We start from the raw sequence: 26,416 nt of genomic DNA on the forward strand, positions 1-26,416 counted from the left end.
CCCCCCCCCCCCCCCCCCCCCCCCCCCCCTCCCACCCCCCCCCCCCCCCCCCCCCCGCCCTCGGCGTTCGCGGTCTCAGGACGTGTGCGCCGCCCTCCCGCCGGGTCCGGCCGGGTCGTCCAGGCGCAGCCACACGCAGACGTCCTCGGGAAGCCGGCCGTCCGCGGCGAGCGGCCCGCTGGCCAGCAGGAGCTGTCGGTGGACGGGGAGCGGGACGGGCTCCCCGGACAGGTTGAGCACACAGCCGAAGCCGCCCTCACGGCGGAAGGCGAGCACGCCAGCGGGACCGTCGCACCACTCCATCGGGCCCTCGCCGAGGCCCGGCTCGGCGCGGCGCAGCACCAGCGCGGTCCGGTACAGGTTCAGCATGGAGCCGGGGTCCGCCTCCTGCGCCTCAGCGGTGTAGCGCGCCCAGCCGGCCGGCTGCGGCAGCCAGGGCCGGTCACCCCCGAAACCGTACGGAGGCGTGTCCCCCGACCAGGGAAGCGGCACCCGGCAGCCGTCGCGGCCCGGGTCGGTGCCGCCGGAACGAAAGTACATGGGGTCCTGCAGCAGTTCGGCCGGGATGTCCTCGACCTCGGGCAGCCCGAGTTCCTCGCCCTGGTAGAGGTAGACCGAGCCCGGCAGGGCCAGGGTGAGCAGGGCGGCGGCGCGGGCGCGCCGGGTGCCGAGCTCGACGTCCGTCGGGATGCCGTGGGCCTTGGCGGCGAAGGAGAAACCGGTGTCGCGGCGTCCGTAGCGGGTGACGGTACGGGTGACGTCGTGGTTGGCCAGCACCCAGGTCGCCGGCGCCCCGACCGGGGCGTGCGCGGCCAGGGTCGCGTCGATGGAGGCGCGCAGCCGCTCCGGTTCCCAGGGGCAGGCGAGGAAGTCGAAGTTGAAGGCGGTGTGCAGCTCGTCGGGACGCAGGTAGCGGGCGAAGCGCTCGGTGTCCGCTAGCCACACCTCGCCGATCAGCACCCCCTCGTAGGAGTCGGCGACGGCGCGCCAGGAGCGGTAGATGTCGTGCAGCTCGTCGCGGTCGATGTAGGGGTGCGGGTCGGTGCCCTCCACGAAGTCGGGCAGCGCCGGGTCCTTGGCGACCATGGCGGCCGAGTCGATGCGCACCCCGGCCACGCCGCGGTCGAACCAGAAGCGCAGCACGTCCTCGTGCTCCTGCCGTACGGCGGGGTGGGCCCAGTTGAGGTCGGGCTGCTCCGGGGCGAACAGGTGCAGGTACCAGTCGCCGTCCGGGAGGCGGGTCCAGGCGGGGCCGCCGAACTGGGAGCGCCAGCCGTTGGGCGGCAGTTCGCCGTCCTCGCCGCGGCCGGAGCGGAAGTGGAACAGCCCCCGCTCGGCACTGCCCGGCCCGGCCGCGAGGGCCGCCCGGAACCAGACGTGCCGGTCGGAGACGTGGTTCGGGACGATGTCGATGATGGTGCGGATGCCCAGGGCGCGCGCCTCGGCGATCAGCTTCTCGGCCTCGGCCAGGGTCCCGAAGGCCGGGTCGATGGCCCGGTAGTCGGCGACGTCGTAGCCGCCGTCGGCCATCGGCGAGGGATACCAGGGGTTGAACCAGAGAGCGTCCACGCCCAGCGCGGCCAGATACGGCAGTCTGGACCGCACCCCGGCGAGGTCGCCGGTGCCGTCCGCGTCTCCGTCGGCGAAGCTGCGTGCGTACACCTGGTAGATGGCGGCGCCGCGCCACCACGCGTCGGTGGCCTCGGCCGGGTGGGTGTCTGCCACGTCACTGGTCCTTTCGGGCAGCTGGGACCGCGCCGTCCGCCCGCGGCGGGCGGCGTGGTGCTGGACAGGTGCGGCCGGAGGCCGCCGGGGCAGGGTCTCAGCCCTTGAGGCCTCCGGCGGTGAGGCCGCTCATGATGTTGCGCTGGAAGATCAGGAAGATCAGCAGGGTGGGCACCGAGGCCATCACGAGTGCTGCGAGCAGCCAGTTCTCCGGCACCCCGCTGGCGAGCGAGTAGATGCCGACATTGAGCGTCTGCTTCGTCGGGTCGGGCAGGGTGAGCATCGGCCAGAGGAAGTCCTTCCAGACCCCGACGACCGCGAAGATGGAGACCACTCCGAGGATCGGGCGGGAGATCGGCAGGACGATCGACCACAGGGTGCGCAGCGGGGAGGCTCCGTCGATGGCGGAGGCGTCCAGCAGTTCCTGCGGGACCGAGTCGAAGAACCGCTTCAGCAGGAAGATGTTGAAGGCGTTGGTGACCGACGGCAGCCAGATCACCCAGGGCGAGTTGAGCAGGTTGCGCTGGAAGACCGGAACGTCCAGCACGGTCAGGTACTGCGGTACGACCAGGACCGTGGCCGGGATCATCAGCGTGGCGAGCATCATCCCGAGGATCACGTTGCCCAGCACCGGGCGGAGCTTGGACAGCGAGTAGGCGGCCGCCACGTCGAACACCAGCTGGAAGGCGAGCGCCCCGACGGCGTACCAGAGCGTGTTGAGGAGCAGGTGGGACAGGTCCATCACGTCCCAGGCGCTCGTGTAGTTCCCGGGGTGGAGGGCCTGCGGGAAGGCGGTGGGCGGGATCCGCGCGAACTCCTCGGTGGACTTCAGGCCGCCTGCGGCCATCCAGTACAGCGGGCCGAGGAAGACCAGCGTGAAGGCGGCCAGTACCAGGGCGAGCACGGCCCGGTAGAGGGCCTTGCCGCGGCGGCTCGCCAGCTGGGTCGGTGAAATCAGCGTTCGGGTGCTGCTGCTCATCGGTGGCTCCCGCCCTACTCGTCCGCGACCCGGCTGAGCCGCACGTAGCCGGCGGAGAAGACCGCCAGCAGTACGAGCAGGACCAGGCCGAGCGCCGCGGCGCCGCCGTAGTTGTTGAAGTTGAAGGCGTACTGGTAGATCAGGTAGACGACGGTGAGAGTGGAGCCCTCCGGGCCGGCCCCGCCGGTCAGCAGGAAGGGCTCGGTGAAGACCTGCATCGTGGCGATGATCTGCATGAGCAGCATCAGCGACAGGATCAGCCGGGTCTGGGGGATCGTCACGTGCCAGATCTTGCGCAGGAGCCCGGCGCCGTCGAGTTCGGCGGCCTCGTAGAGCTCGCCGGGGATGCCCTGGAGGGCGGCCAGGTAGATCAGGGTGGCTCCGCCCATGTTCATCCACGTGGCGGCGACGACCACCGACAGCATCGAGGTGCTGGTCGACTGCAGCCACTGCTGCTGGGGGAGGTGCAGCACCTCCAGGATGCGGTTGAACAGGCCGTACTCGGGGTTGTAGAGGTTCTTGAAGAGCAGCACCGAGGCCACCGGCGGCAGCATCACCGGCAGGTAGACCAGCAGCCTGAGGTAGCCCCGCGCGTGCCGCAGTTCGTTGAACAGCAGTGCGACGAGGAAAGGCACCGCGAAGCCGAGCAGCAGGGCCAGGCCGGTGTACAGCAGGGTGTTGCGCCATGCCTGCCAGAACGCCGGGTCGTGGAAGACGTAGTCAAGGTTCGACCAGCCGGCCCAGGTGATGTTGCCGTCCTCGGTCTTCTGGAAGGCCAGCAGGACCTCCCGGACCATCGGGTACCAGGAGAAGAACCCGAAGCAGAGCACGGCGCCGATCAGGAAGCCGTGCGCGGTGAGGTTGCGGCGCAGGGAGCGGCCGGCCCGCCCCGGACGGCGGCCGTCCGGGGCGGGGCGGCGCACCGTACGGCGCGACCGGCTCTTCGCGGGAGTGCTGGCGGGCAGGGTGGGGGCGCTGGGGGCCGACATCGTCGCTCCTGGGTGCCGGGTGCCGAGGGGGCCTGGGCTACTGGTTGGCGAGAACCTGGTTGACCTGGGTCTCGGCAGTGGCCAGCAGCTTGGCGGCGTCCGCGTTCTTGTTGGTCAGTACGCCGGACATCACGTTGTCCAGGACCTTGTAGATCTCCTGGGCCTTCGGCGGCTCGGCCTTGCCGGGGACCGGGTTGTCCATGAAGGCGCGGAAGTTCTCGACCGGCATGGTGGCGCTGGCGGCCTTCAACTGGTCGTCTTTGGTCTTGCTGGCACCGGTGAAGAAGGCCGGCTGGGGCAGACCGACGGGGAGGCCGTCCGCCTTGCTGCGCGCGTAGTCGAACTGGCCCGCGCCAGGGGTGAGTGTCTTGAAGTTCAGCCAGGCGATGGCGGCCTTGATCTTGTCGGGCGAGCTGCCCTTCTTGATCATGTAGTCGTTGCCGCCGAAGAGGGTGGCCTTGCCGCCGGGGATCGGGCCCATTCCGAAGTTGGCGTAGTCGGCGCCGAGCTGCTGGACCATGTACGTGATGTCGTCGGGCGCGGCCAGGAACATGCCGAGCTTGTCCGCGGCCATCTGCTTCTGCAGGTCGCCCCACTTCAGCAGCTGGGTCTTGCCCATGCTGTCGTCGGTCCAGCGCATGTCGTGCAGGTTCTGCACGATCTGCTTGCCGAGGTCGGTGTTGAAGGCCGCCTTGGTGCCGTCGGGGGAGACGATCTCGCCGCCCAGGCCGTACGTCGTCGCGGTGTAGTGCCAGCCGCCGGTGTTCTGCGCGCTGTACTCGCCGAAGCCGGCTATGCCCTTGCCGAGCGCCGCGATGGCCTTGGCCGCGGTGCGGACCTCCTCCCAGGTGGCCGGGGGCTTGTTGGGGTCGAGCCCGGCCTGGGTGAAGAGCTTGCGGTTGACGAGCAGGCCCATGCGGTAGTTGCTGGTGGGCAGCCCGTAGAGCTTGCCGTCCTTCTTCAGGACGCCGAGCACGTCGGGGTCGATGTCCGCCAGCGCGGGGACGGTCTTGTCGGTGACGTACGCGCTGATGTCCTCGGCGCCGTCGTTGTCGAGCACCTGCTCCAGGTCGGTGAAGTAGGTGTAGAACACGTCAGGCTGCGACTTGGCCTTCAGCGCCGCCGTGAAGCGGGCCGGCTCCAGGCATTGGCCGGGCGTCGACTTACCGTCGATCGTCACGTTCGGGTACTTCTTGTTGAAGGCGGCGACGTCCTCCTTCCACTCCTTGAGTTCCGCCTTCTTCGCGGCCGGCGGCATGCAGTCGATGGTCAGCGTGACCTTGGCCTTCGGGTCCAGCGGGGCGGTGGGGTCGGACGCGCCGCCGCGCGGGTTGTCGTCGTTGCCCGCGCTGCTGCTGGTGCCGCAGGCGGTCAGGACGGCCAGGGCCAGTGCGGAGACGAGGGTGGCCGCGGAGGCACGGCGGGCGGGGCGGAACCAGGAGCTTCTCATCGGTGGTCCCCTTCGGGCATAAGCGTCGAAGCCCCCGACCACACGCAGCGGGGGCGTCGCACACTCAAGCACCACACACAGGTGTCCGCAAGATGTCGCGCAGATTTCGCAAATCATCGACCAGCTTGCGCAGCTGGGCAGCGAAGTCGCAACGGGTGTTGACGAAACGGGAACGCCGAGGCCGCAAACGCGGACCGGGCGGTTCCGGTGTTATCGGAACCGCCCGGTCCGCGGGGGCGTGCGGCCGCTCAGCCGCGCACGGGCCCCGTCGTCCCGCGGACGACCAGTTCGGGCTCGTACAGCAGTTCGTCGGAGGCCACCTGCTTGCCCGCGATCTTCAACGCGAGCAGTTCGACGGCGGTGCGGCCCATCGCCTCGATCGGCTGCCGCACGGTGGTCAGCGGCGGGTCGGTGCACGTCATGAACGCCGAGTCGTCGTAACCGATCACCGACACATCCGCGGGCACCGACAGCCCCAGCCGCCGCGCCGCCCGCACCGCCCCGAGGGCCATCGGGTCGTTGGCGCAGATGATCCCGGTGACCCCGCGCTCCCAGAGCTTGGCAGCCGCGGCCTGACCGCCCTCCAGTGTGAACATCGCCCGCCCGACGTGCTCGTCCGGCAGCGAGCCGCCTGCCGCCGCGGCCGCGGCCCGCGCCGCGGCGAGCTTGCGCCGCGAGGGCATGTGGTCGGAGGGACCGAGCAGCAGCCCGATCCGCTCGTGGCCGAGCGAGGCCAGATGCCGCCAGGCCTGCTCCACGGCGACCGCGTCGTCGCACGACACCCTCGGGAAGCCGAGGTCCTCTATGGCGGCGTTGATCAGCACCACCGGCAGGTTCCGCTCCGCCAGCAGGCGGTAGTGGTCGTGCGGCGCGTCCGCCTGCGCGTACAAGCCCCCGGCGAAGACCACACCGGAGACGTGCTGCTGGAGCAGGAGCGAGACATAGTCCGCCTCCGAGACCCCGCCCGTCGTCTGCGTGCACAGCACAGGCGTCAGGCCCTGCTGCGCGAGGGCCGCCCCCACGATGTCGGCGAAGGCCGGGAAGATCGGGTTCTGCAGCTCCGGCAGCACCAGCCCGACCAGGCGCGCCCGGTTCCCCCGCAACTGGGTCGGCCGCTCGTACCCCAGCACGTCGAGCGCCGTGAGCACCGCCTGCCGGGTGCCCTCCGACACCCCCGGCTTCCCGTTCAGCACCCGGCTGACGGTGGCCTCACTGACCCCGACCTTCTTCGCTACCTCGGCAAGCCGTCGCGTCATGAGCGCAAGCATACGACACGACATGCAAGTGGTTTGCGTTCATGCGCAAGGCTGCCGGGACGCAGGCGACGCGGCGGGCCGCAGGGACGGCGCGAGGGCCGCGTGCCGCCCGCCGTCAACCGGGCAGGCGCGCCGGCAGGCCCTCGACTCGGCACACTCCTCGCCCCTCCCGGCGCAGCCAGGCGGTCCGCCCCGAACCCTGCGCGACCGTTCCCCTCCGCGTCCCTCCGGGGCGGCCACCTCGCGCCGCTGTCCCCGATGTCCCGCCTCTGACTGCCCGCACACCACTCGACGGCCTTCGACGCATGGCCCCACCGCCCCGGAGAGCCCTTTCGGTACTCCGCCGTGATCGGCCCGCTCGCCGCACGGCTCGGGAGCTGACAGGGGGGTGAAGGGCCGGGCGCGACGCAGAAGGTTAGGCTTACCTTCATGAGCACCTGCACCTCCGCGTCCAGCTCACTGGCTGAGCCCGTCGCCGCGACGGCGGCCACCGCGCGGACCTGGCTGCTGCTGGAGCAGCCGGGGCCGTGGGGTCCCAAGGCGCTGACCGGTAGCCACCTGGATCCGCGGGTGGGCAGGGCACTGGAGCGGGCCGCGGCCGGAACCGGAGTACGAGTCGGGCTGATCCGACGGCCCGGGCGGCACGCGGACCGGCACGACGTGCTGCGGCGCACGGCTTACGTGGCGCACACCGTGCCGGGCGGCGCCTGGGTGCGGGAGGCCGTCGTGGAGGACCCGGGCGCGTTGTTGAGCCTGGACTTCGAGGCGCTGGGCCTCGGCGACCATCGCGGCTTCGGCACACCCTATGAGGGGGATCCGCTCGCCCTCGTCTGCACCAACGGCAGGCGCGACCGCTGCTGTGCCCTGAGCGGCCGCCCGCTCGCCGCCGAACTGGCCGCCTCCGGGAGCGGTGAGGTGTGGGAGGTGACCCACCTGGGCGGGCACCGGTTCTCGCCGACCATGCTGGTGCTGCCGTACGGCTATGCCTACGGTCGGGTCGACGTGGGCCTGGCCCGGCGGGTGCTCGCGGCTGCCCGCGAGGGCCTGATGGTGCTGGAGGGCTGCAGAGGACGTTCCGCATGGGAGCGACCGGGACAGGCCGCCGAACTGGCCGTGCGGCGGCTGACCGGCGAGACGCGCGCTGACGCTCTGACCGTTGACAGTGAGCGCGGGACCCGCGTGCGACACCTCGACGGCCGGGTGTGGGACGTCGAGGTGACGCAGGTAGCCGCGGAGCCGCCCCGGCCCGAGAGCTGCGGGGCGGCCTTGGGAGCACCGCTGCGGATGGAGATCAGCGGCATCCAGCCGGCCGTCCTGACGAACTCCGCGGTGTAGGTCCTGCTCGCATTCGCCGTATAGGCACCCCCGCCTCCCGGCTGATGACCCGGAAACAGGGGGTCCACGGCGGCAGGGCGGGCGCGCGGAGGTCACGGGGTCGAGAGCTCGGGGATCCGCCGGGCATGCGTACGCCGGATCGCCCCATGCCGGCAACTCCGTTGCGGGCGGCCCCGATGATCAGCGAGAGTGCGTCGAGACACCAGTTCGACGAGAGGAACCATCCGTGGCCTTCGGCCAGTTGCCACCGTCGCCAGACACGCAGCAGCCGGATATCGAGGGTGAGCCCGGCTCCTCTCGGCAGCCGCTGGAACGGCACGGCCCGCACAGCCCGCAGTCCGGAACTGAGGACGCCCCGCCCCCGCCCCTGTCCCCCAAGCGGAAGGGCAAGGTCATCGCCGCCGTGGCCGGCGCCGTGGTCGCCGCGGCGGTCATAGGCGCCGGCATCCTCACCCTCACAGCCGGCGGCAGCGGCGACTACACGTTGTCCATGCCGGCCACGCTGCTCGACGGCCGGTTCACCAAGTTCAGCCACACGGCCGACCAGGGTGCTGCCACGGCCGGGAATCCCCCGGAACTCGACGGCGCGACCGCCGTGCTCGGCGACTACAGGAACGGCAGCATGTCGGTGCTCGTCTGGGGCGCCTACGGAGACCTCAGCGACCCGAGAGCCGTGCTCGACACGGTGGTCACCTCCTTCACCGCCAAGGACGCCGCCCCCGGCAGCGAGGGTCCCAGGGAAGTCCACCCCTCCGGCTTCGACGGCGACATCATGAAGTGCGGGACGCTCGGCACCTTGGCCACGCTCAGCCTCCCGTACTGCGCGTGGGCCGACGACAGCACGGTCGCTTTCGTGATGAATGTGAACGCGGACGCCAGCGGTGCCACGAAGTCCCCGTCATTGACGGAGTGGGCCGACAGCACCACAAGAATCCGCACGGAGCTCCGCGTCAGGAAGTGACCCGCATCCAGCGGCGAAGGGCACCAGCGGCGTCGGGGGCCCGCCTCATTGTGCGGCGACCGACGGGTACGGCTCGAACGGTTTGAGCGCGGGCGGTGATCTCGCGGCCCGGGCGTTCCGCCCGGAGCGGGGCCCGGGGTACGGCGGTGTGCCGCGATGTCCGTGCGGAGCCGCTCTCCCGGGCCCCCGTCACACCGCGCCGGCCCCGGTGAGCGAACGTACCTCCACCTCGGCGAACTTGTCCTCGTCGGCCGGCTCACGCGACAGGACCGTGCCCAGCCAGCCCGCGGCGAAGCCCAGCGGGATGGAGACCAGGCCAGGGTTCTCCAGCGGGAAGTACTGGAAGTCCACGCCCGGGAAGAGCGACTGCGGGCTACCGGACACCACCGGGGACAGCACCACCAGTACCACAGCCGGGACGAGGCCGCCGTAGATCGCCCACACCGTGCCCCGGGTCGTGAACCTCCGCCAGAACAGCGTGAACAGCAGCGCGGGCAGATTGGCGGATGCCGCCACGGCGAAGGCGAGCCCGACGAGGAAGGCCACGTTCTGGCCCTGCGCGAACAGGCTGAGCCCGATGGCCACGCCGCCGATGCAGACCGCGGCCACCCGGGCCACCTTCACGTCCTGGTTCTCCCGGGCCTTGCCGTCCGCTTCGGCGCCTCGGCGGCGCAGCGTCGCGTAAAGGTCGTGCGCGACGGAGGCGGACGAGGCGAGGGTGATCCCGGCGACGACGGCCAGGATGGTGGCGAAGGCGACCGCCCCGACGACGGCGAACAGGACCGTGCCACCGGTAGAGCCCGCTCCCCCGCCCAGGTCGAGGGCGAGCAAGGGCACGGCCGTGTTCCCGGCGGCGTTGGAGGCGCTCAGGGTGTGGGAGCCGACCAGCGCCGCGGCGCCGCAGCCCAGCACGATCGTCATCAGGTAGAAGCCGCCGATGAGCCCGATGGCCCAGACCACCGACCTCCGTGCCGACCGCGCCGTGGGCACGGTGTAGAAGCGCGACAGGATGTGCGGCAGCCCGGCGGTGCCCAGGACGAGGGCGATGGCAAGGCTGATGAAGTCCAGCCGGTCGGTCCAGCTCTGCCCGTACAGCAGGCCGGGCCCGAGGAAGTCCCGGCCGTGGCCGCTGCCCTGGGCGGCCCGGCGAAGCAGCGCTCCGAGGTCGCCGTGGAAGCGGAGAAGGACCAGTGCGGTGAGGGTGACGGCGCCGCCCATGAGCAGCACGGTCTTGACGATCTGGATCCAGGTCGTGGCCCGCATGCCGCCGAAGGCGACGTAGACGACCATGAGTGCGCCGACGCCGATGACCGTCCAGGTGCGGGCGGCTGTGCCCTGGCCGCCGAGCAGCAGGGAGACCAGGCTTCCGGCGCCGACCATCTGGGCCACGAGGTAGAGCACGGAGACGGTCACCGAGGAGATGCCCGCCGCGATCCGGACCGGACGCCGGCGCATACGGGCGGTGAGGACGTCGGCGAGGGTGTACCGGCCGCAGTTGCGGACGAGTTCGGCGACGAGGAGCAGCACGAGCAGCCAGGCGACGAGGAAGCCGACGGAGTAGAGCATGCCGTCGTAGCCGAAGAGCGCGATGAGCCCGGAGATGCCGAGGAAGGAGGCGGCGGACATGTAGTCGCCGGCGATGGCGAATCCGTTCTCCAGCGGGGAGAAGAGCCGTCCGCCGGCGAAGAACTCCACGGACGAACTGCGCCGCCTGCCCGCCCAGGCGGTGATCGCCAGGGTGACGGAGACGAAGACGGTGAAGAGGACCAGCGCGAGTCCCTGGTGGTTGCCGGTCACCGCATCCGCTCCTGGGTGTCCCAGCGCAGGTCGAGGGCCGCCCGGTCCCGGTGCAGTCGGGCGTGCCGGGCGTAGGCCCAGGTCAGCAGAAAGGTGGAGGCGAACTGGGCGAGGCCGAGGACCATGGCGACGTTGAGCTCGCCGGCCAGCGGGCGGGCCATCAGGCGCGGAGCGGCCGTCGCCAGGAGGACGTAGAGCAGGTACCAGGTGAGGAAGGCCGCAGCCGCCGGGAAGACGAACCGCCGGTACCGGGAGCGGACCTCCTGGAAGGGGCCGCTGGCCTGCACTTCCCGGTAGACCCCGGCGTGGTCGTCGGCCGGGCGGGCCTGCGGCGGGAGGGGAAGGGGCGGCGGCTCCGGCCCCTCCCACTTCCCCGCGGCCAGGACGTCGTACCAGGGGTCGTCCACCCGCAGCCCTCCGGTTTCCGCCCGGTCGTGCTCTTTCACGAACTCTCCTCGCTTCACGGGCCGATCAGCCGTGCGCCCAAGCATGGACATCGCGGGAGGATGCGGGAGCCTCCAAGCCGAAACCTTCACCTCATCGGGTGACGGTGCCCCCACTCCCGGGGGTGGGCGGCGCCGGCGCCCTCCACGGACGGGTGAGTTGACCGCGGAGGCACCGGTGCGCGTGCCCGTGCGTCAGGCGTCGATCCTCGAACGGTCGAGCGTGGCGGCGGAGTTGGCGATGAACTCGCGGCGCGGGGCGACCTCATTGCCCATCAGCAGGTCGAAGGCGAGCTCCGCGCCCTCCAGGTCGCTGATGTTGATCCGGCGCAGGGTGCGGTGACGCGGGTCCATCGTCGTCTCGGCCAGCTGGTCGGCGTCCATCTCGCCGAGACCCTTGTAGCGCTGGATGGAGTCCTTGTAGCGGATTCCCTGGCGCTCGAACTCCAGCAGCGTCTCGCGCAGTTCCCGGTCGGAGTAGGTGTAGACGTACTTGTCCTGGCCCTTGCGCGGGTTGGTGAGCTCGATCCGGTGCAACGGCGGCACGGCGGCGAAGACCCGGCCTGCCTCCACCATGGGCCGCATGTAACGCTGGAAGAGCGTCAGCAGCAGACAGCGGATGTGGCTGCCGTCGACATCAGCGTCCGTCATCATGATGATCTTGCCGTAGCGGGCCTGGTCGATGTCGAAGGTGCGGCCCGAGCCGGCCCCTATGACCTGGATGATGGCGCCGCACTCGGCGTTCTTCAGCATGTCCGAGACCGAGGACTTCTGCACGTTGAGGATCTTGCCCCGGATGGGGAGCAGCGCCTGGAACTCCGAGTTGCGCGCGAGCTTGGCGGTGCCCAGCGCCGAGTCGCCCTCGACGATGAACAGTTCGCTGCGGTCGACGTCGTCGCTGCGGCAGTCGGCCAACTTGGCCGGCAGCGACGAGGACTCCAGCGCGGTCTTGCGGCGCTGGGCCTCCTTGTGCTGCCTGGCCGCGATGCGGGTGCGGGCCGCCGCGACGGCCTTCTCCAGGACGGCACGGGCCTGCTGCTTGTCGTCCCGCTTGGTGGAGGTGAGGAATGCCTTGAGCTCACGGGACGCCACATTGGCCACGATGCGGTTGGCCGCCGAGGTCCCCAGCACCTCCTTGGTCTGGCCCTCGAACTGCGGCTCGGCGAGCCGGACCGTGACGACCGCCGTCAGGCCTTCCAGGGCGTCGTCCTTGACGATGTCGTCCTCGGCGACGCGCAGCAGCTTGGTGGCGCGGAGCACCTCGTTGAACGTCCTGGTGACGGCGTTCTCGAAACCGCGCACATGGGTGCCGCCCTTGGGGGTGGCGATGATGTTCACGAACGAGCGCAGCGTGGTCTCGTAGCCGGTGCCCCAGCGCAGGGCGACGTCGACGCCGAGCTCACGGGTGACCTCGGTGGGGGTCATGTGGCCGAGGTCGTCGAGGACCGGGACGGTCTCCTTGAAGGTGCCGCTGCCGGACAGCCGCAGCACATCGCAGATCGGCTTGTCCGGGGTGAGGTACTCGGCGAACTCACTGATGCCGCCGTCGAAGTGGAAGGTCTCGACCGACTTGCCCTCCTCGGCTCCGTTGTCGGAACGCTCGTCGCGGACGACGATCGTGAGCCCGGGGACGAGGAACGCGGTCTGGCGGGCCCGCTGGTGAAGGGTCTCCAGGGAGAGCTTGGCGTCCTTGAGGAAGATCTGGCGGTCCGCCCAGTAGCGGACGCGGGTGCCGGTGCGGGCCCGCGGCACCTTCTTGACCTTCTCCAGCCCGTTGCCCGGTTCGAAGGGCGCCTCGGGGCCGTTCTTGGCGAAGCCGCCCGGGACCCCGCGGCGGAAGCTGATCGCGTGGGTGTGGCCGCTGCGGTCGACCTCCACGTCCAGTCGCGCCGACAGCGCGTTGACGACGGAGGCGCCGACGCCGTGCAGACCGCCGGAGGCCGCGTAGGAGCCGCCGCCGAACTTGCCGCCGGCGTGCAGCTTGGTCATGACGACCTCGACGCCGGACAGGCCGGTCTTGGGCTCGACATCGACGGGGATGCCGCGCCCGTTGTCCCGCACCTCGACGGAGCCGTCGTCGTGGAGGATGACCTCGATGTGGTCGCAGTGGCCGCCGAGGGCCTCGTCAACCGAGTTGTCGATGATCTCCCACAGGCAGTGCATGAGGCCGCGGCTGTCGGTGGAGCCGATGTACATGCCCGGGCGCTTGCGGACCGCTTCGAGACCCTCGAGCACGAGCAGATGTCGCGCTGTGTAATTGGAGCCGTCACGATCTGCACCGGTCAGCAACGCGGTGGACGGCACGGATGTTTCGGCGGTCACGCGAACGTCTCCTCGATGAAGTTCTTCAGCCGTATCGGTGAGAGGGTACCGAGGTCGCTCACGGCCGTTTCGCCGCGACCCGGCATGGGCACCATGCTAGCCCCTCTTCGAAGACGTGTTCGATCGCTCGATCGAGTGATACACATGTCACGTTCCACTCGAGGCATGAACCATTTAGGCTCGGGGCACGTCCTCCTCAACAACCGGCCGCAGGGCCGGGGGGACATAACCGAACAATCTGACCAGATGCGCCAGAACGACCCCTAAGCCGACAGATAAGACGCCAGAGGATCATTCGCCGCCAATCGGCAGCATCCGGCCGCTACGACAACGGTTTCCAAGGAAAAGACCCGAGCGGGAACAGTTTCGGCCTGGTTGGATGTTGACCCTGGTACGACAGCTCGTCGAGCTAGAGAAGAGGCGACGTGACTACTGTTCTGACCCCCGCGAGCCCGCTGACTGCGGCGGACCGCTGCGACCGTTGCGGCGCCCAGGCCTACCTGCGCGTCGTACTCATCAGCGGCGGCGAGCTGCTCTTCTGCGCGCACCACGGGCGTAAGTTCGAGCCCGAATTGAAGAAGATCGCTGCGGAAATACAGGACGAGACCGGTCGGCTCACCGCCGCCCCGACCGTCGCGGCCGACGACGAACGCTGACGCGTAGCACTGCGACGAGCTCTCAAGACGGGCGGCCTCCCGCGAGGGAGGCCGCCCGTGGGCTTGTCCGGCTCACCTCACGACACGTGGGTGCCGACCAGTCCGGCCACCGCGGAGACCCGGGTATACACGCCGGGATGTCCTGCCTGGGCGCATCCCGCGCCCCAGGACACCAGACCTATCAGCCGCCCGTCCGCCACGAGCGGACCGCCGCTGTCCCCCTGACACGAATCGTGGCCGCCGGCCAGGTCGCCGGCGCAGACCATGTCGCTCTTCCGGTACTTGCCTTCGGCACTGCCCGGATAGGCCTGCTCGCAGACCGAATCCGCGAGCACCGACACGTTCGCGGCCATCAGGATGTTCGAGTAGGTCCCCAGGCCAGCCGTGTCCCCCCAGCCGAAGACCTGTGCCGGCGTTCCCGCCTCGTAGGAGCTCACGTCTCCCGGAGCCGCCATGGGTATCGCGCTCGCCACGGGGAACGGCTCAGCAGTCGTGATCACCGCTACGTCGCCGCTGTTCGTCAGAGGGTCGTACGCGGGGTTGACCCAGACACTGCGGACCCCCACCTCCGTGCCGGCGGAGCCGGCGAGATCCGTCCGCCCGGCGACGACACGCAGGTCGGGAACCAGCTTCCAGTCGCCGCCCAGCGCGGTCGGGCTGAAGCAGTGCGCGGCGCTGACCACGGTGTTCGGCCCGACGAGCGCCCCGCCGCAGAACTGCCCCGAGCGGTTCGCGCCATAGCGGGACCGGCTGGCCAGGACCACCGCCCATGGGTACTGCTCCGTGGTGACCGGCACGCCACCTATGACACCGTTGTCGGCGCTCGGGGCGCCAGGGGCGTACTCCACCGCCGCTGCGGTGGCGGAAGCCGGTAGCGACAGCGCGAGCGCGGACCCGGCTATGAGCCCGCCGACCAGCGTGCGGATCGAGGAAAGCATGCATTCTCCTCACCGTCCGGAATTCCCTGAGCACCCACAGTGACCTCGCGGGGCCGGGGTCGCATCCGGAGAACTGTCCGGAAAGACCGCCGGGCGCCTTGCGGATCAGTCCAGGTAGTCGCGGAGCACCTGGGACCGCGAGGGGTGACGCAGCTTGGACATGGTCTTGGACTCGATCTGCCGGATGCGCTCACGGGTCACCCCGTACACCTTGCCGATCTCGTCCAGCGTCTTCGGCTGCCCGTCGGTGAGGCCGAAGCGCATGGAGACCACGCCCGCCTCCCGCTCACTGAGCGTGTCGAGGACCGAGTGCAGCTGCTCCTGGAGCAAGGTGAAGCTGACCGCGTCGGCCGGCACGACCGCCTCGGAGTCCTCGATGAGGTCGCCGAACTCGCTGTCGCCGTCCTCGCCGAGCGGAGTGTGCAGCGAGATGGGCTCGCGGCCGTACTTCTGGACCTCGATGACCTTCTCGGGTGTCATGTCGAGTTCCTTGGCCAGCTCCTCCGGGGTGGGCTCGCGACCCAGGTCCTGGAGCATCTGGCGCTGGACGCGGGCCAGCTTGTTGATGACCTCGACCATGTGCACGGGAATGCGGATGGTGCGGGCCTGGTCGGCCATCGCGCGGGTGATCGCCTGGCGGATCCACCAGGTCGCGTAGGTCGAGAACTTGAAGCCCTTGGTGTAGTCGAACTTCTCGACCGCACGGATCAGACCGAGGTTGCCCTCCTGGATCAGATCCAGGAAGAGCATGCCGCGGCCGGTGTAGCGCTTGGCCAGCGAGACCACCAGGCGGAGGTTGGCCTCCAGCAGGTGGTTCTTGGCCCAGCGGCCGTCCTCGGCGATGATCTCCAGCTCGCGCTTGAGCTTGGGGGCGAGCTTGTCGGGCTGGGCCAGCTTGTCCTCGGCGAACAGACCGGCCTCGATGCGCTTGGCGAGCTCCACCTCCTGCTCGGCGTTGAGCAGCGGGACCTTGCCGATCTGCTTGAGGTAGTCCTTCACCGGGTCCGCGGTGGCACCGGCTGCGGCGACCTGCTGCGCGGGCGCGTCGTCCTCGTCCTCGTCGGACAGCACAAAGCTCTCCGCCTCGGCCTCGGCGGTGGGGACGTCCTCGTCCTTGCCGGGGGCGACGTCCTCGAGGAGGTCGTCGCCGTCGACGAGTTCGTCGTCCTTCTTGGCCTTGGAGGCGGTGGTCTTCTTGGCGGCGGCCTTCTTGGCCGTCGCGGTGGTCTTCTTCGCCGCAGTCTTCTTGGCGACGGCCTTCTTCGCGGGAGCCACGGCCTCGTCGTCCACGTCCGCCACGGACTCCGCCGCCGTGAGCGGGGCGGGAGACGCGCCCTTGGCAGCGACGGTCTTCTTGACCGGGGCGGCCTTGGTGGCGACGGTCTTGGTGGCGGTCCGCTTCGCCGGGCTCTTGGCTGCGACGCTCTTACGGGTGCGCTTGGGCGCCTCGGCGGCACTCACCATCAGCGTCACACCCTCCTCGTCGAGGACCTGGTTGAGGCTGCGCAGAACGTTCTTCCACTGGGTTGCCGGGATCTGGTCCGCTTCGAAGGCTCGGCGCACGTCGTCGCCGGCGATCTGACCCTGAGCCTTACCCCGCTCGATGAGCGCCATCAGAGACTCGGACTCGGCGATCTCCGGCGGGAGCGTACGGGATGTGCTGGCCGACACGAACAACCTCTCGGAACGATGGAAAACGACTACGGTGGGAACCGCGCAGCAACTCAGCGTCATGTTCGTCGCGGATATTCCATGCACGGCCGCCACCTCTAAGCTCATCGCGCTGCCGCCGAGAGCGTTACGCCCAGCCGTACGTGGTCCGAGTCACACCCCCGATCAGCTTCAATCACTGGATACCAGGACACTCCCCGCATACGCCGCGACCATGCGTGGTCCGCGGCAAGTGAGCCGAATATGACGGACGGCTCCGCCGCCGGACCCGGAGGGTGTGGACCGGCGGCGGAAGTCGGTGCCGTATCGTGCCGCGCGGGGCCGCTCAGTGCTCGCGGGGGGCGGGGACGACATGGTCCGCCGGGCCGCCGGAACCCGAATCCGGGTGGACGGCGAGCAGCTGGCGCATGGCGGTCTCCGCCTCGGCACCGTCGGAGGCGGCCAGCGCCTCGACAACCCGCGCGTGCAGGGCCACCGAGTGTTCACCGGGGCGCTCGCAGCCGGTGACGGGGCCTCCGGAGACCTGCAGGGCGGCCGAGACGATGCCGGACAGGTGCTCCAGCATCCGGTTGCCCGCGACCTGCAGCAGCAGAGCGTGGAACTCGGCGTCCGCCCGGGAGAAGGTGAGGCCGTCACCCTGTCCCACCGCGTGGGCCATGATGTCGGTCATGTCCATGAGCCTCTGCTGGACGTCCTCGCGGCCGTGACCCGCCGCGAGGCGGGCGGCCAGGGGCTCGATGGTCCAGCGCAGTTCGAACAGCTCGCGACGCTGGTCGTCGCGCTGCGGACCGAAGGCCCGCCATTCGATGATGTCGGGGTCGAGCAGGTTCCAGTCGCTGACCGGGCGCACCCGGGTGCCGACGTTGGGCCGGGCGCTGACGAGCCCCTTGGCCTCCAGCACCCGCAGCGACTCGCGGACAACGGTACGGGAGACCTCGAAACGCTGACCGATCTCCTCGGGGACGAGCGGGCGGTCGGCCCCGAGATCGCCGGAAACGATCATTTGACCGAGTTGCTGGACGAGTTGGCCGTGCAGCCCGCGGCCACGGCTCCCGGCGGCGCGACGGCCGACCCGGCCCAGGTCGGCGTCGCCTCCGTCCCAGGTCGGTGCGCCGGCGGGGCGGTCGAGGCCGGCCGGGGCGTCGGCGTACGGATAGCGGTCGATGTCCCCGCCCCCGAGACTCGGGTCGGCGGGACGGGCCGCGGTCATCATGGTGTGCGCAAGGGTACTCACGCATCATTTGTCGGCGATGGGGCGGGACGCCTTGAGGGCTTTCCTGAAAAGCACACGAAAGGGTGAGCACTCATCACCTGATAATTGACGCCTTATCGGAAGGAAATGGGGTTTCTCCGGCGCAAGAGTGTTGCCGCATAGGCACACAAGAGAGCGAGTAGTGACAAAACGAAGGAATAGCGGACTGGTTGGGTCGCCAGGCGTGCCATGTCGAGCGCAGAGGTGGACGCCGCACGCCGCACCGCCGGGGCCACCAGAAGCGGAACCGCGAGGACACCGGCGAGGCCCAGCGCCGTGGTGCGGAACACCCCGGCCGCCAGCACACCGGCCCAGCAGCAGGCGATCGCCAGAGCCGTCGAGGCCGCCGCGGCCGTGGCGAGAGAGAACGGCGAGTACGGCCCGCTCGGCCCGGGTTCGAGGCGCATCGCCACGAGGCCGAGGGCCGTTCCCAGGAGGGCGATCAGCGCCGCCGCGAACCCGTTGACCACGAGCTTGGCCAGCAGCAGACGGAGTTGGCGGGGTACGGGCGCGTGCGCGGGTGCCAGCGCGGGGTAGCGGAACTCCTGCCCGTAGGCGAGCGCGCCGAGGAGTCCGCCGCCCAACGCGGTGGGCGGCAGGGGCATGGTGTGCGACCAGCCGGTCAGCAGGCGCAGGGAGGAGGCGTGGTCTCCGGTGCGGAGCAGTACCGCGGTGGCCAGGCCTGAGAGCAGGACGGAGGCGAGCGCGATCCACCAGGGGCCGCGGACGCCCGTGAGGCGCCGCAGCTCGTAGCGGACGGGCCGGGCGGGACCGGGCGGCGGCACGGCGGCGCGCGCGGCAGCGAGGGGCGCCGCGGGCCGGTCGGAGCGGGGCACCTCCGGAACGCCGGTGTCGGCGACCTCGTCGGCGAGGCGGTGCAGGAGGATGCCGTTGCGAAAAGCGGCTTCGCCGACCTGCGCAGTGGTCTGGCCGTGCACACGGATGCGGCTTCCGCTCTCGTGGGTGACCTCGGTGCCGTTGCCGGCCAGCAGCAGGCCCAGGCGTTCGGCCTGGGGCGACTGGACGGCGACGTACGGGCGCAGCCGGCGGCGGCCGAACTCGTGGGCGGACTGGTCGGCGACGAGCCGGCCCTTGTCCAGGGTGACGACGTGATCGCCGAGCCTGCCCGCCGCCTTGGGGTCCGCGCAGGTGACCACCACGGCGCCGCCGCGCGCCGCGTACGCCTTGAGCAGGCCGTACAACCAGGCGGTGTCGTGCGGGGCAAGCCCTTGGGCGGGGTCGTCCAGCAGCAGCGCGGGGGGATCACCGAGCAGGGCGGCGGCGATGCCAAGGCGGCGGTCCATGCCGAGGGAGAAGGTCGCCAGCCGGCGCCCGGCCGTCGCGCGCAGGCCCACCACCTCCAGGACCTGGTCGGCGCGTTCGGCCGGGGCGCCGGCCGCGGCGGCGAGCATGCGCAGGTGTCCGCGTGCGGTCCGGGAGGGGTGGCCGGGGACGTCGCCGAGGAGGACGCCCACTGCGGCCGCAGGACGGGGGTGGCGGTGCAGGGGGCGCCCGCCGAACAGCGTGACACCGCGTCCCGGTTCGAGTTCGAGCATCAGCCGCAGGACGGTGGACTTGCCCGCGCCGCTGTCACCCAGAACGACGGTGATCTCACCGGGGCGGGCGTCGAAGGTGAGGTCGTCGACGGCAGGGGGCTCGCCGCGCCGGGACGCACTGGTCAATCCGATGGCCTGGATCACGCTTGCACCATAACGCGCAAATGGCCCGGAATTTACACCTCTGGCCGCAACATGGGTGGATTCAGAAGGGTTGCGCCGCCCGCGCGGAACAGCTGTGCGGGACGTCCCCCCTGACGGGTCGTCGTGCCGCCGGTGGGAACGAGGAAGCCCACCGTCCCTGTCACCTTGCGGTGGAAGTTGCGCGGGTCGAGGGCGACGCCCCACACCGCCTCGTAGACCCGGCGCAGCTCGCCGACGGTGAACTCGGGCGGGCAGAAGGCCGTGGCCAGCGCCGAGTACTCGAGCTTGGAACGGGCGCGCTCGACGCCGTCGGCCAGGATGCGCGCGTGATCGAAGGCGAGGGTGCCCTCCTCGCCGTTGCGCAGCAACTCCTCGACGGGGGCCCAGCGGGCGCTGCGCGCGTCGCCCCCGGCTCGGGGCGCGGGCAGGTCGGGGGCGAGGACGAGGTGGGCGACGCTCACCACGCGCATACGCGGGTCCCGCTTGGGGTCGCCGTAGGTGGCGAGCTGCTCGAGGTGGACCCCGCTGCCCGCCTGCAGTCCGGTCTCCTCCTCCAATTCCCTGGCGGCCGCCCCGGCCAGGTCCTCGTCGCCGCGTACGAAGCCTCCGGGCAGCGCCCACCGGCCCTGGTAGGGCGGTTCACCGCGGCGGACCGCGAGGGCACACAGGGCATGGCTGCGCACAGTGAGCACGACGAGATCGACAGTGACGGCGAAGGGCGGGAAAGCTGACGGGTCGTAGGGCGCCATGCCCGTGATCATAGTCGTCTTCCTGACGATAAACAGCAGGTTGACGGGATGACGCGACGACGGCGGAGCGGCGCCGACTGCCCTCCGGCGGGCTCAGTCACCGATCCGGAGCCCGGAAGCCGCCTCCTCGATCACGGCCGTGCCGGACGCGTCGATCCGGATCGCGAAGGGCTCCTCGGCCACCCTCAGCCCGGCGAGGCCGAGATCCCCCAACGGGAAGGGGGCCAGCGGACGCAGGGCCACCGCGCGTTCGGGAGCGTCCGGGCGGATCCCGGCGAGAGCCGTCAGCATGTGGACGGCCCCCGCGGCGGCCACGGCGGCGGGCCGTGCGGCCGTCGGGTGCGGGGCGGGACGGCGGGACTCGTCCCGCTGCTCCCCCGCATACATCTCGGGCAGCCGGTGGCCGAACTCACCGGCCGCGTCGAGAACGCCCAGCAGCAGCGCCGCCGCCTCCCGGTCGTGGCCGGCCGACGCCAGTCCGCCGACCGCGACCGCCGTCTCATGGACTCGTACCGCTCCGCCGCGATGGCCGAAGGGGTTGTAGCCGGGGGCCTTGGCGGACAGGGTCCGCAGCCCCCATCCCGAGGCGAGCTCCGGAGCCACGAGGAGGCCGGCCAGTTGTTCCGTCTGCGCCTTGTCCAGCAGACCGGGGGCGGTCTCGCAACCGCCCAGCAGACCCGTGTCGAGCAGGTGGGCGGTTGCGGAGCCCAGATGCGGCACGGGTCTGCCGTCGGGTGTGAGCGCGGCGGCCGGAATCCCGCCCGCGGGGTCGTCCAGCCAGAAATCCTCCCGGAACCTCCGACGCAGCGCCTCGGCTCGCTCCCGCCACTCCTGCGCACCCGGGCGTCCGCAAGCCTGGAGCAGATCCGCGCCGTGCAGCATGGCCCGGTGGGCATGGGCCTGTACCTCGCAGCGCACGGGACCGCCCGGCACGGGATCGGGGACGTATCCGCCCTCGGCGACGACGGACCGCAGCCACCGCAGACCGCTCTCGGCGGCCGGCAGCAGTTGTTCGGTGTCCCGCTCGGGCAGTCCCCACCGGCGTGCTTCGGCGAGCAGGGTGACGAAGAGCAGCCCCGCCTCCACCCCCGAGCAGGTGGGAGGCAGATGCGGGCCTGAATGGCGCAACGGGCCCGGCAGGCCGCCGGTCTCGGGATCCTGGCGGCGGGCGAACGCCCGCAGGGTGCCGGCCGCCAGTCGGGTCCCCAGCGGCAGCAGCATGCGGGCCGCCCACAGGGCGTCGGCCGGGGCGGGACCGAGCCGCCACGGGGCGCCCGCCGCCACATGGACCTCCTGAGGGTGCCCGGGGTCGCGCAGCAGCAGGGCCCGCAGATCGTCGAGGGCGGTGCGCAGCAGCGTCTGCGCCCGGCCGTCCGCGCCACGGATCTCCGGCACCGACCAGGGCACGGGGACCGCCGGGGCGGATCCGCCGCTCACGCCGGCGACAGCGGGCTCCAGGGTCGCACGCAGTTCGATGGTGCGGGACGCCCCGGGCGGCAGCGCCAGATCCCAGCACAGCAGCCCGGCGGAGGCCATGGCACTCTCGGGTGCCGGCTCGGCGGTGACCCGGGCACGCAGTCCCTCCGCCGACCACAGCAGCCCCGCGTCGCACACGCTGGACTGCAGCTCCGGACCGGGAGATCCGGCGGAGACGGCCGCCAGTTCGGCGAGATCGGTCGCCAGGGACACCTCGAACGGGATGCGCAGGGGCCGCGATCCGGTGTTGTGGACGGTGATGCGCTCGGTGCCCCCGGCCGTGCGGAGCCTTTCGACGGTGAGAGCCGGATCGGGTGCCGTGTCGCCCGGAACCCGCGCGACCGAGGTGAACCGCGCTCGTCCGGCCGTCACGAGCCCGCCCTGCACGGGAACCGGGGACGCCCCGGCGATGCGCAGTTCGCAGCGGGCCAGTACCCGCCGGCCGCCCTGGTAGAAGCCGCCGAGGCCGCTTCCGTCCAGTTGCCCGTGCTCCGGCGAGACCGCGAGCGCGGGGGCCGCGACGCACATCACGGCGTCGTGCACCGGTTGCGGCCCCCGGTCCTGCCGGGGCGGCCGGTTGACCGGCTGCGGGCTCATGCCACCTCCACGTCGGATCGCTCGCTCGGGCACTGCCGCCACTACCCACGTAGAACGGCCATGTGGGCACTCGGGTCACGCGCCGTCTACGGTTCCTGATCGGGAAACCGTCCGTATCACCGGAAAGAGAGCCATGGCCGTCTACCGCCAGCCGGGAACCGTCATCACCGACCACACCTTCCGTGTACCGCTCGACCACGCGGATCCGGGCGGTGAGCGGATCGAGGTGTACGCACGGGAGGTCGTCGCCGCCGGGAGGGAAACGGATCCGCTGCCCTGGCTGCTGTTCCTCCAGGGTGGACCGGGCGGCCGGTCGCCGCGGCCGCTGGGCCGCGACGGCTGGCTCACCCGCGCGCTGGACGACTACCGGGTGCTGCTGCTCGACCAGCGCGGCACCGGCCGTTCCACCCCGGCGAACCGGCAGACTCTGCCGCTGCGCGGAGACGCCTCGGCGCAGGCCAGTTATCTGGAGCATTTCCGGGCCGACTCGATCGTGCGTGACTCGGAACTCATCCGCCGCGAGCTCCTCGGCGAGGACGGCCGGTGGAGCCTGCTCGGGCAGAGCTACGGCGGCTTCTGCACCCTTACCTACCTCTCCTTCGCCCCCGAGGGGGTCCGCGAGGCCTTCGTGACCGGCGGGCTCGCCGGCCTGCGCAGCACGGCCGAGGGCGTCTACAGGGCAGCCTATCCCCGCGTGGAGCGGAAGATCGCGGCCCACTACGCGCGCTACCCGGAGGACGTCGAGGCGGTCCGCATGGTCGTGCGGCACCTGCGCGAGCGCGAAGTCCGACTCGCGGACGGCGGTCTGCTGACGGCTGAGGCCTTCCAGGCCACCGGGACGCTGCTCGGCACGGGCACCGGCTCGCACACGCTGCACTATCTGCTCGAGGACGCCTTCGTGACCGGTGGATCCGGCCCGCAGCTCTCCGACTCCTTCCTCGCCGAGGTGCAGGGTCATCTGTCCTTCGCGGGCAATCCGCTCTACGCCGTGCTCCACGAGTCGATCTACGGCCAGCGCTCGGTCTCGCCCCGGGCCACCGGCTGGGCAGCCGAGTCGGTCCGCGCCGAGTTCCCGCAGTTCGACGTCGACAAGGCGCTGGCGGACGACGCGCCGGTACTGCTGACCGGCGAGATGATCTACCCCTGGATGTTCGCGACGGACCCGGCGCTGGCACCGCTGCGCGAGACGGCGCACCATCTGGCGCAGCACGAGCAGTGGCCTGACCTGTACGACCCGGCTCAGCTGGCACGCAACGAGGTGCCGGTGGCGGCGGCCGTGTACCACGACGACATGTACGTGGACACCGCCGACTCGCTCGCCACCGCACGCTCCGTCCGCAACCTGCGCACCTGGGTCACCGACGAGTACGAGCACGACGGGCTCCGGGTGAGTGGCGGCCGGGTCCTCGACCGGCTGATCCGGCTGGTCCGCGGCGAGTTGTGAGCAGCGCCGCCCGGCGGGCACGTGCGACGCTCTGCCGGCGCAGGTAGCGGCGGAGCGGCTCCGGCGAGAGGCCGTTGTTGACCGCGGCATGGAGCAGCCGCGCGAAGGTGTAGTCGGGCGCGAGGTGCAGAGCGCGGCCGAAGGCCACGCGGGCGGTCGCCTCGTCCCCCGCGGACCAGGCCACCCAGCCCGCGAGAGTCAGGGGCGCGGCGGCGTGCTCGTGGTACGGCTCGACGCAGCGCCGGGCGAGCGCCCGCCACAGACGCACCGCCGGGTCGGTGTGCGGCGGGTCCATCCACTCGGCTGCCGCATCGCGGGTGGCTCGGTCCTGGAGCCCGAGGATCATCGAGGCGGCTTCGGCGTCGTCCAGCAGCGCGTCGTCGTCACCGTCGGCCTCCGGACCGTCTCCCACCGGTGTGGCGGCCCGGAAGCGCTCGAGCGCCTCGCGCAGCATGCGCAGGGTGGTGCGCCGCACCTCGTCGGAGTCGTCCCGTTCCAGCATGCGCGGGACGAGGGAGGCGGCCGCCGCGTCCAGGGCCTCCGCGCGGGCGGCGGACGCCGGTGCGCCGGGCGGCGGCGGGGTGAGGCGCTGCTCCATCTCCCTGAGGGAGCCGCCGATCCGCAGACCCGCATAGGCGGCCGCAGCAGCCATCACGGAATCGCCGGACTGTGTGATCCCGATGCCTTCGAGCGGGAATCGTTCGGGATCCGGGCAGCAGTAGGACCACCAGCGTCCGGAGGAGACGCACAGCGCCTCGACGACGGGGACGTCAAGCCTGCCGCAGGCGACCCGCAGCCGCTGGGCCAGTGGGCGCAGCCGTTCCATGACCTGGTGGGGCTCCTCGCCGGGAGCGGGTTCCTGTACGAGGAAGAGCACGATCGCGTCGGGCCGTGCACCACGCTGCTCGCTGCCGTTCACGAGGCATTCCGCCAACTGCTGCGCGGCGCCGGGCCACTCGGCGGCATCCTGCGGGATGCCGAGCCGAGCCCGGCCGCCGAAGCGACCGCGCTCGCCGTGCAGGGCGATCATCAGAATGCTGTCGTCGGGGTGGAAGCCGCAGAGGAAGGGAAGCGCGGCGGCCAGTTCTCCGGGGCTGCGCAGGGTGACCTTCGGATCGTCCGAGGGGCGAGGGGAATCGGTGTGCTGAGTCATGATCCGAAGGTCCCGCAGACCCCGGATGTCCGCCAGCCCCTCGCGAAACCTGTGGACAACTCGCGCATATCATCACACTCATCGGGGGCCGGTTGTCCACAGGCCGCCTTCGCGCGGTTGGCGCGGGTGTCCGTGCCATCGGGTTGCATGGGGGCATGACCACCGTACTGCGCACCGCCGCCGACACGATCCTCAGTCGGCTCGTAGGGGACCCGACGGGCACCGCACGCCTGCGCGAGGACCAGTGGCGCGCCGTCGAGGCGCTGGTCGCACACGGCCGGCGGGCCCTGGTGGTGCAGCGCACGGGCTGGGGCAAGTCCGCCGTGTACTTCGTGGCCACCGCGCTGCTCCGGGAGCGCGGCAGCGGTCCCACGGTGATCGTCTCCCCGCTGCTGGCACTGATGCGGAACCAGATCGACGCCGCCGACCAGGCCGGCATCCGCGCCCGCACCATCAACTCGGCCAATCCCGAGGGATGGGACGCGGTGCAGTCCGAGGTCGCCGCGGGTGAAGTCGACGTCCTGCTGGTGAGCCCGGAGCGGCTACGTCATCGGGGTGACCTTCGGATTCCAGGATGGCCAACGGCTGGATCAAACACCGGATCCGGAGCTTCGGTGCACCGGGATCAGGGAGTCGTGTGCCCTGCGTAGTCGCCAGCACGTCCATCGCATGCTCCCAGAGGCCGGACTCGCGCCAGCGGGTCCAGTAGGCCTGGAGAGTGGCTCGCCGGCCGAACAGTGAGGGGATTTCCTGCCACGGGGTGTCCGTCCGTACCTTGTAGAGGATCCCCAGCATCACCAACTTGGGGTCACCCCTCGCGGCCTGTACGTGATCAAGGGAGCGATCTTCTCCCAGGCCTCGTCCGAGAGGATCGGGACAGTGCGGTTCCTCTCACGAAACCAGGCAGCCAGCGCGCAAGGCTGCCCGGTTCAGGCTGCGGTATCGATCGAATGCCTCGCGGGCGTCAGGGACGAACTCCTTGCGCTGTACCAGGGATTCGAGTTCTGGCTCGGTGAGCCAGTCATGCCAGGAGACTTCCCTGGGCACTCGGCCGGATGGGTGTGGTGATGACGACCTCGTGCAGTCCGAGCCAGTAGGGACTGATAGCTCCCGAGCACAGGAATTTGAGCACGAAGCGCGGGGCGGCATGAACGCCCAGCTCCTCGGACAGCTCCCGGGCTGCCGCCTCCTCGTACGATTCGCCGACATCAGCGGCACCGCCGAGCATCCAGTTGTACTGACCGGGAAAGCGGGACGAATCTTCCGGGCGGCGATGGACAAGGATCCGTCCGTCTTCGTCGCGGCACACGATCGTGGCGATGCGATGCAGCCAGCCTTGACGAATCGCTTCGGCCCGGTCAACAACTCCCAGCACCTGGTCCTGCTCGTCGACACGGTCAACCAGTTCACCCATGGGGCACACGATGCCAGGGGCTGCTCGCCACGGAGCCAGCGGGCTCTCGTCCTAGCTCGCGCCGCCGGGGGCCCGTCAGCAACCTGACGGGTCCTCATGCAAGATCGAG

At 71.0% G+C, this 26,416-nt stretch carries 19 protein-coding genes and 3 pseudogenes; 5 read left to right on the plus strand and 17 right to left on the minus strand.

The annotated features are described in order from the left end of the window. Positions 1-75: 75 nt before the first annotated feature. From AC3ET4_RS26255 to AC3ET4_RS26275, 5 genes are all read right to left on the minus strand, one after another. The gene (locus AC3ET4_RS26255; RefSeq protein ID WP_431953583.1) at positions 76-1,725 is read right to left on the minus strand and encodes a glycoside hydrolase family 13 protein; all 1,650 of its coding nucleotides are present in this window, start codon (positions 1,723-1,725) and stop codon (positions 76-78) included. A gap of 97 nt (positions 1,726-1,822) precedes the next feature. Continuing rightward, positions 1,823-2,704, minus strand: coding sequence for a carbohydrate ABC transporter permease (locus AC3ET4_RS26260; protein WP_431953585.1), 882 nt, complete (start codon positions 2,702-2,704; stop codon positions 1,823-1,825). Positions 2,705-2,718: 14 nt separating this feature from the next. Then, positions 2,719-3,693, minus strand: a complete 975-nt coding sequence (locus AC3ET4_RS26265) for a carbohydrate ABC transporter permease (RefSeq protein WP_431953587.1) — start codon at positions 3,691-3,693, stop codon at positions 2,719-2,721. A 37-nt stretch (positions 3,694-3,730) separates the two neighbouring features. Continuing rightward, positions 3,731-5,143 carry an ABC transporter substrate-binding protein gene (locus AC3ET4_RS26270; RefSeq protein ID WP_431953589.1) on the minus strand — a complete coding sequence of 471 codons (1,413 nt, stop codon included), beginning with the start codon at positions 5,141-5,143 and terminating at the stop codon, positions 3,731-3,733. Positions 5,144-5,391: 248 nt separating this feature from the next. Beyond that, positions 5,392-6,399: a LacI family DNA-binding transcriptional regulator gene (locus AC3ET4_RS26275; RefSeq protein WP_431953591.1), complete on the minus strand. Its 1,008-nt coding sequence runs from the start codon at positions 6,397-6,399 to the stop codon at positions 5,392-5,394. A gap of 429 nt (positions 6,400-6,828) precedes the next feature. On the opposite strand from AC3ET4_RS26275, the gene AC3ET4_RS26280 reads away from it, so the two are divergent. Together AC3ET4_RS26280 and AC3ET4_RS26285 are read left to right on the plus strand one after the other, a co-directional pair. Continuing rightward, positions 6,829-7,734 (plus strand): ferredoxin family protein, encoded by a 906-nt coding sequence (locus tag AC3ET4_RS26280; RefSeq protein ID WP_431953593.1) that lies wholly within the window; start codon positions 6,829-6,831, stop codon positions 7,732-7,734. Between the two features lie 226 nt (positions 7,735-7,960). Then, positions 7,961-8,695 carry a hypothetical protein gene (locus AC3ET4_RS26285; RefSeq protein ID WP_431953595.1) on the plus strand — a complete coding sequence of 245 codons (735 nt, stop codon included), beginning with the start codon at positions 7,961-7,963 and terminating at the stop codon, positions 8,693-8,695. A 189-nt stretch (positions 8,696-8,884) separates the two neighbouring features. On the opposite strand, the gene AC3ET4_RS26290 is transcribed toward AC3ET4_RS26285, so the two are convergent. The 3 genes from AC3ET4_RS26290 to AC3ET4_RS26300 all read right to left on the minus strand — a co-directional run bounded on the left by AC3ET4_RS26290 (position 8,885) and on the right by AC3ET4_RS26300 (position 13,257). Then, positions 8,885-10,492 (minus strand): solute symporter family protein, encoded by a 1,608-nt coding sequence (locus tag AC3ET4_RS26290; protein ID WP_431953597.1) that lies wholly within the window; start codon positions 10,490-10,492, stop codon positions 8,885-8,887. Continuing rightward, positions 10,489-10,938, minus strand: a complete 450-nt coding sequence (locus AC3ET4_RS26295) for a DUF485 domain-containing protein (RefSeq protein ID WP_431953599.1) — start codon at positions 10,936-10,938, stop codon at positions 10,489-10,491. Before AC3ET4_RS26295 ends, AC3ET4_RS26290 begins: the two co-directional genes overlap by 4 nt. A 192-nt stretch (positions 10,939-11,130) precedes the next feature. Further along, entirely contained in the window at positions 11,131-13,257 is a 2,127-nt protein-coding gene (locus AC3ET4_RS26300) for a DNA gyrase/topoisomerase IV subunit B (RefSeq protein WP_431953601.1), read from the minus strand. A gap of 425 nt (positions 13,258-13,682) precedes the next feature. On the opposite strand from AC3ET4_RS26300, the gene AC3ET4_RS26305 reads away from it, so the two are divergent. Beyond that, the gene (locus AC3ET4_RS26305) at positions 13,683-13,913 is read left to right on the plus strand and encodes a DUF7455 domain-containing protein (RefSeq protein WP_018561886.1); all 231 of its coding nucleotides are present in this window, start codon (positions 13,683-13,685) and stop codon (positions 13,911-13,913) included. Between the two features lie 77 nt (positions 13,914-13,990). Here the strand turns inward: AC3ET4_RS26305 and AC3ET4_RS26310 are convergent, their stop codons facing one another. From AC3ET4_RS26310 to AC3ET4_RS26335, 6 genes are all read right to left on the minus strand, one after another. Next, entirely contained in the window at positions 13,991-14,851 is an 861-nt protein-coding gene (locus AC3ET4_RS26310; protein WP_431953603.1) for a serine protease, read from the minus strand. A gap of 105 nt (positions 14,852-14,956) precedes the next feature. Then, positions 14,957-16,522 (minus strand): RNA polymerase sigma factor, encoded by a 1,566-nt coding sequence (locus AC3ET4_RS26315; protein ID WP_431953605.1) that lies wholly within the window; start codon positions 16,520-16,522, stop codon positions 14,957-14,959. Positions 16,523-16,847: 325 nt separating this feature from the next. Continuing rightward, positions 16,848-17,756 carry a FadR/GntR family transcriptional regulator gene (locus AC3ET4_RS26320; protein ID WP_431953606.1) on the minus strand — a complete coding sequence of 303 codons (909 nt, stop codon included), beginning with the start codon at positions 17,754-17,756 and terminating at the stop codon, positions 16,848-16,850. A 92-nt stretch (positions 17,757-17,848) separates the two neighbouring features. Next, the gene (locus AC3ET4_RS26325) at positions 17,849-19,474 is read right to left on the minus strand and encodes an ATP-binding cassette domain-containing protein (protein WP_431953608.1); all 1,626 of its coding nucleotides are present in this window, start codon (positions 19,472-19,474) and stop codon (positions 17,849-17,851) included. A gap of 32 nt (positions 19,475-19,506) precedes the next feature. Beyond that, entirely contained in the window at positions 19,507-20,223 is a 717-nt protein-coding gene (locus AC3ET4_RS26330) for an NUDIX hydrolase (protein ID WP_431953610.1), read from the minus strand. A gap of 93 nt (positions 20,224-20,316) precedes the next feature. Further along, positions 20,317-22,296: an amylo-alpha-1,6-glucosidase gene (locus AC3ET4_RS26335; RefSeq protein ID WP_431953612.1), complete on the minus strand. Its 1,980-nt coding sequence runs from the start codon at positions 22,294-22,296 to the stop codon at positions 20,317-20,319. Positions 22,297-22,429: 133 nt separating this feature from the next. Between AC3ET4_RS26335 and AC3ET4_RS26340 the strand changes: the two genes are divergently transcribed. Beyond that, the gene (locus tag AC3ET4_RS26340) at positions 22,430-23,740 is read left to right on the plus strand and encodes an alpha/beta fold hydrolase (protein WP_431953614.1); all 1,311 of its coding nucleotides are present in this window, start codon (positions 22,430-22,432) and stop codon (positions 23,738-23,740) included. Here the strand turns inward: AC3ET4_RS26340 and AC3ET4_RS26345 are convergent. Next, positions 23,652-24,893 (minus strand): DUF4192 domain-containing protein, encoded by a 1,242-nt coding sequence (locus AC3ET4_RS26345; protein WP_431953616.1) that lies wholly within the window; start codon positions 24,891-24,893, stop codon positions 23,652-23,654. The genes AC3ET4_RS26340 and AC3ET4_RS26345 overlap by 89 nt on opposite strands. A gap of 155 nt (positions 24,894-25,048) precedes the next feature. Between AC3ET4_RS26345 and AC3ET4_RS26350 the strand changes: the two are divergent. Then, positions 25,049-25,495: pseudogene (locus AC3ET4_RS26350) on the plus strand (DEAD/DEAH box helicase); the annotation flags it as partial. A 79-nt stretch (positions 25,496-25,574) separates the two neighbouring features. Here the strand turns inward: AC3ET4_RS26350 and AC3ET4_RS26355 are convergent. Together AC3ET4_RS26355 and AC3ET4_RS26360 are read right to left on the minus strand one after the other, a co-directional pair. Further along, positions 25,575-25,694: pseudogene (locus AC3ET4_RS26355) on the minus strand (IS5-like element ISRhru5 family transposase); the annotation flags it as partial. A gap of 90 nt (positions 25,695-25,784) precedes the next feature. Next, positions 25,785-26,307 (minus strand): annotated as a pseudogene (locus AC3ET4_RS26360) (NUDIX hydrolase). Positions 26,308-26,416 lie beyond the last annotated feature (109 nt).

This window comes from Actinacidiphila sp. bgisy167 (genome assembly GCF_057707665.1).

Excerpts from the sequence above, each read along its gene's own strand:
- AC3ET4_RS26265 (WP_431953587.1), bottom strand. The coding sequence starts at position 3,693 with ATGTCGGCCCCCAGCGCCCCCACCCTGCCCGCCAGCACTCCCGCGAAG.
- AC3ET4_RS26260 (WP_431953585.1), bottom strand. The coding sequence starts at position 2,704 with ATGAGCAGCAGCACCCGAACGCTGATTTCACCGACCCAGCTGGCGAGC.
- AC3ET4_RS26280 (WP_431953593.1), top strand. The coding sequence starts at position 6,829 with ATGAGCACCTGCACCTCCGCGTCCAGCTCACTGGCTGAGCCCGTCGCC.
- AC3ET4_RS26340 (WP_431953614.1), top strand. The coding sequence starts at position 22,430 with ATGGCCGTCTACCGCCAGCCGGGAACCGTCATCACCGACCACACCTTC.
- AC3ET4_RS26270 (WP_431953589.1), bottom strand. The coding sequence starts at position 5,143 with ATGAGAAGCTCCTGGTTCCGCCCCGCCCGCCGTGCCTCCGCGGCCACC.
- AC3ET4_RS26335 (WP_431953612.1), bottom strand. The coding sequence starts at position 22,296 with ATGAGCCCGCAGCCGGTCAACCGGCCGCCCCGGCAGGACCGGGGGCCG.
- AC3ET4_RS26275 (WP_431953591.1), bottom strand. The coding sequence starts at position 6,399 with ATGACGCGACGGCTTGCCGAGGTAGCGAAGAAGGTCGGGGTCAGTGAG.
- AC3ET4_RS26330 (WP_431953610.1), bottom strand. The coding sequence starts at position 20,223 with ATGGCGCCCTACGACCCGTCAGCTTTCCCGCCCTTCGCCGTCACTGTC.
- AC3ET4_RS26310 (WP_431953603.1), bottom strand. The coding sequence starts at position 14,851 with ATGCTTTCCTCGATCCGCACGCTGGTCGGCGGGCTCATAGCCGGGTCC.
- AC3ET4_RS26345 (WP_431953616.1), bottom strand. The coding sequence starts at position 24,893 with ATGACTCAGCACACCGATTCCCCTCGCCCCTCGGACGATCCGAAGGTC.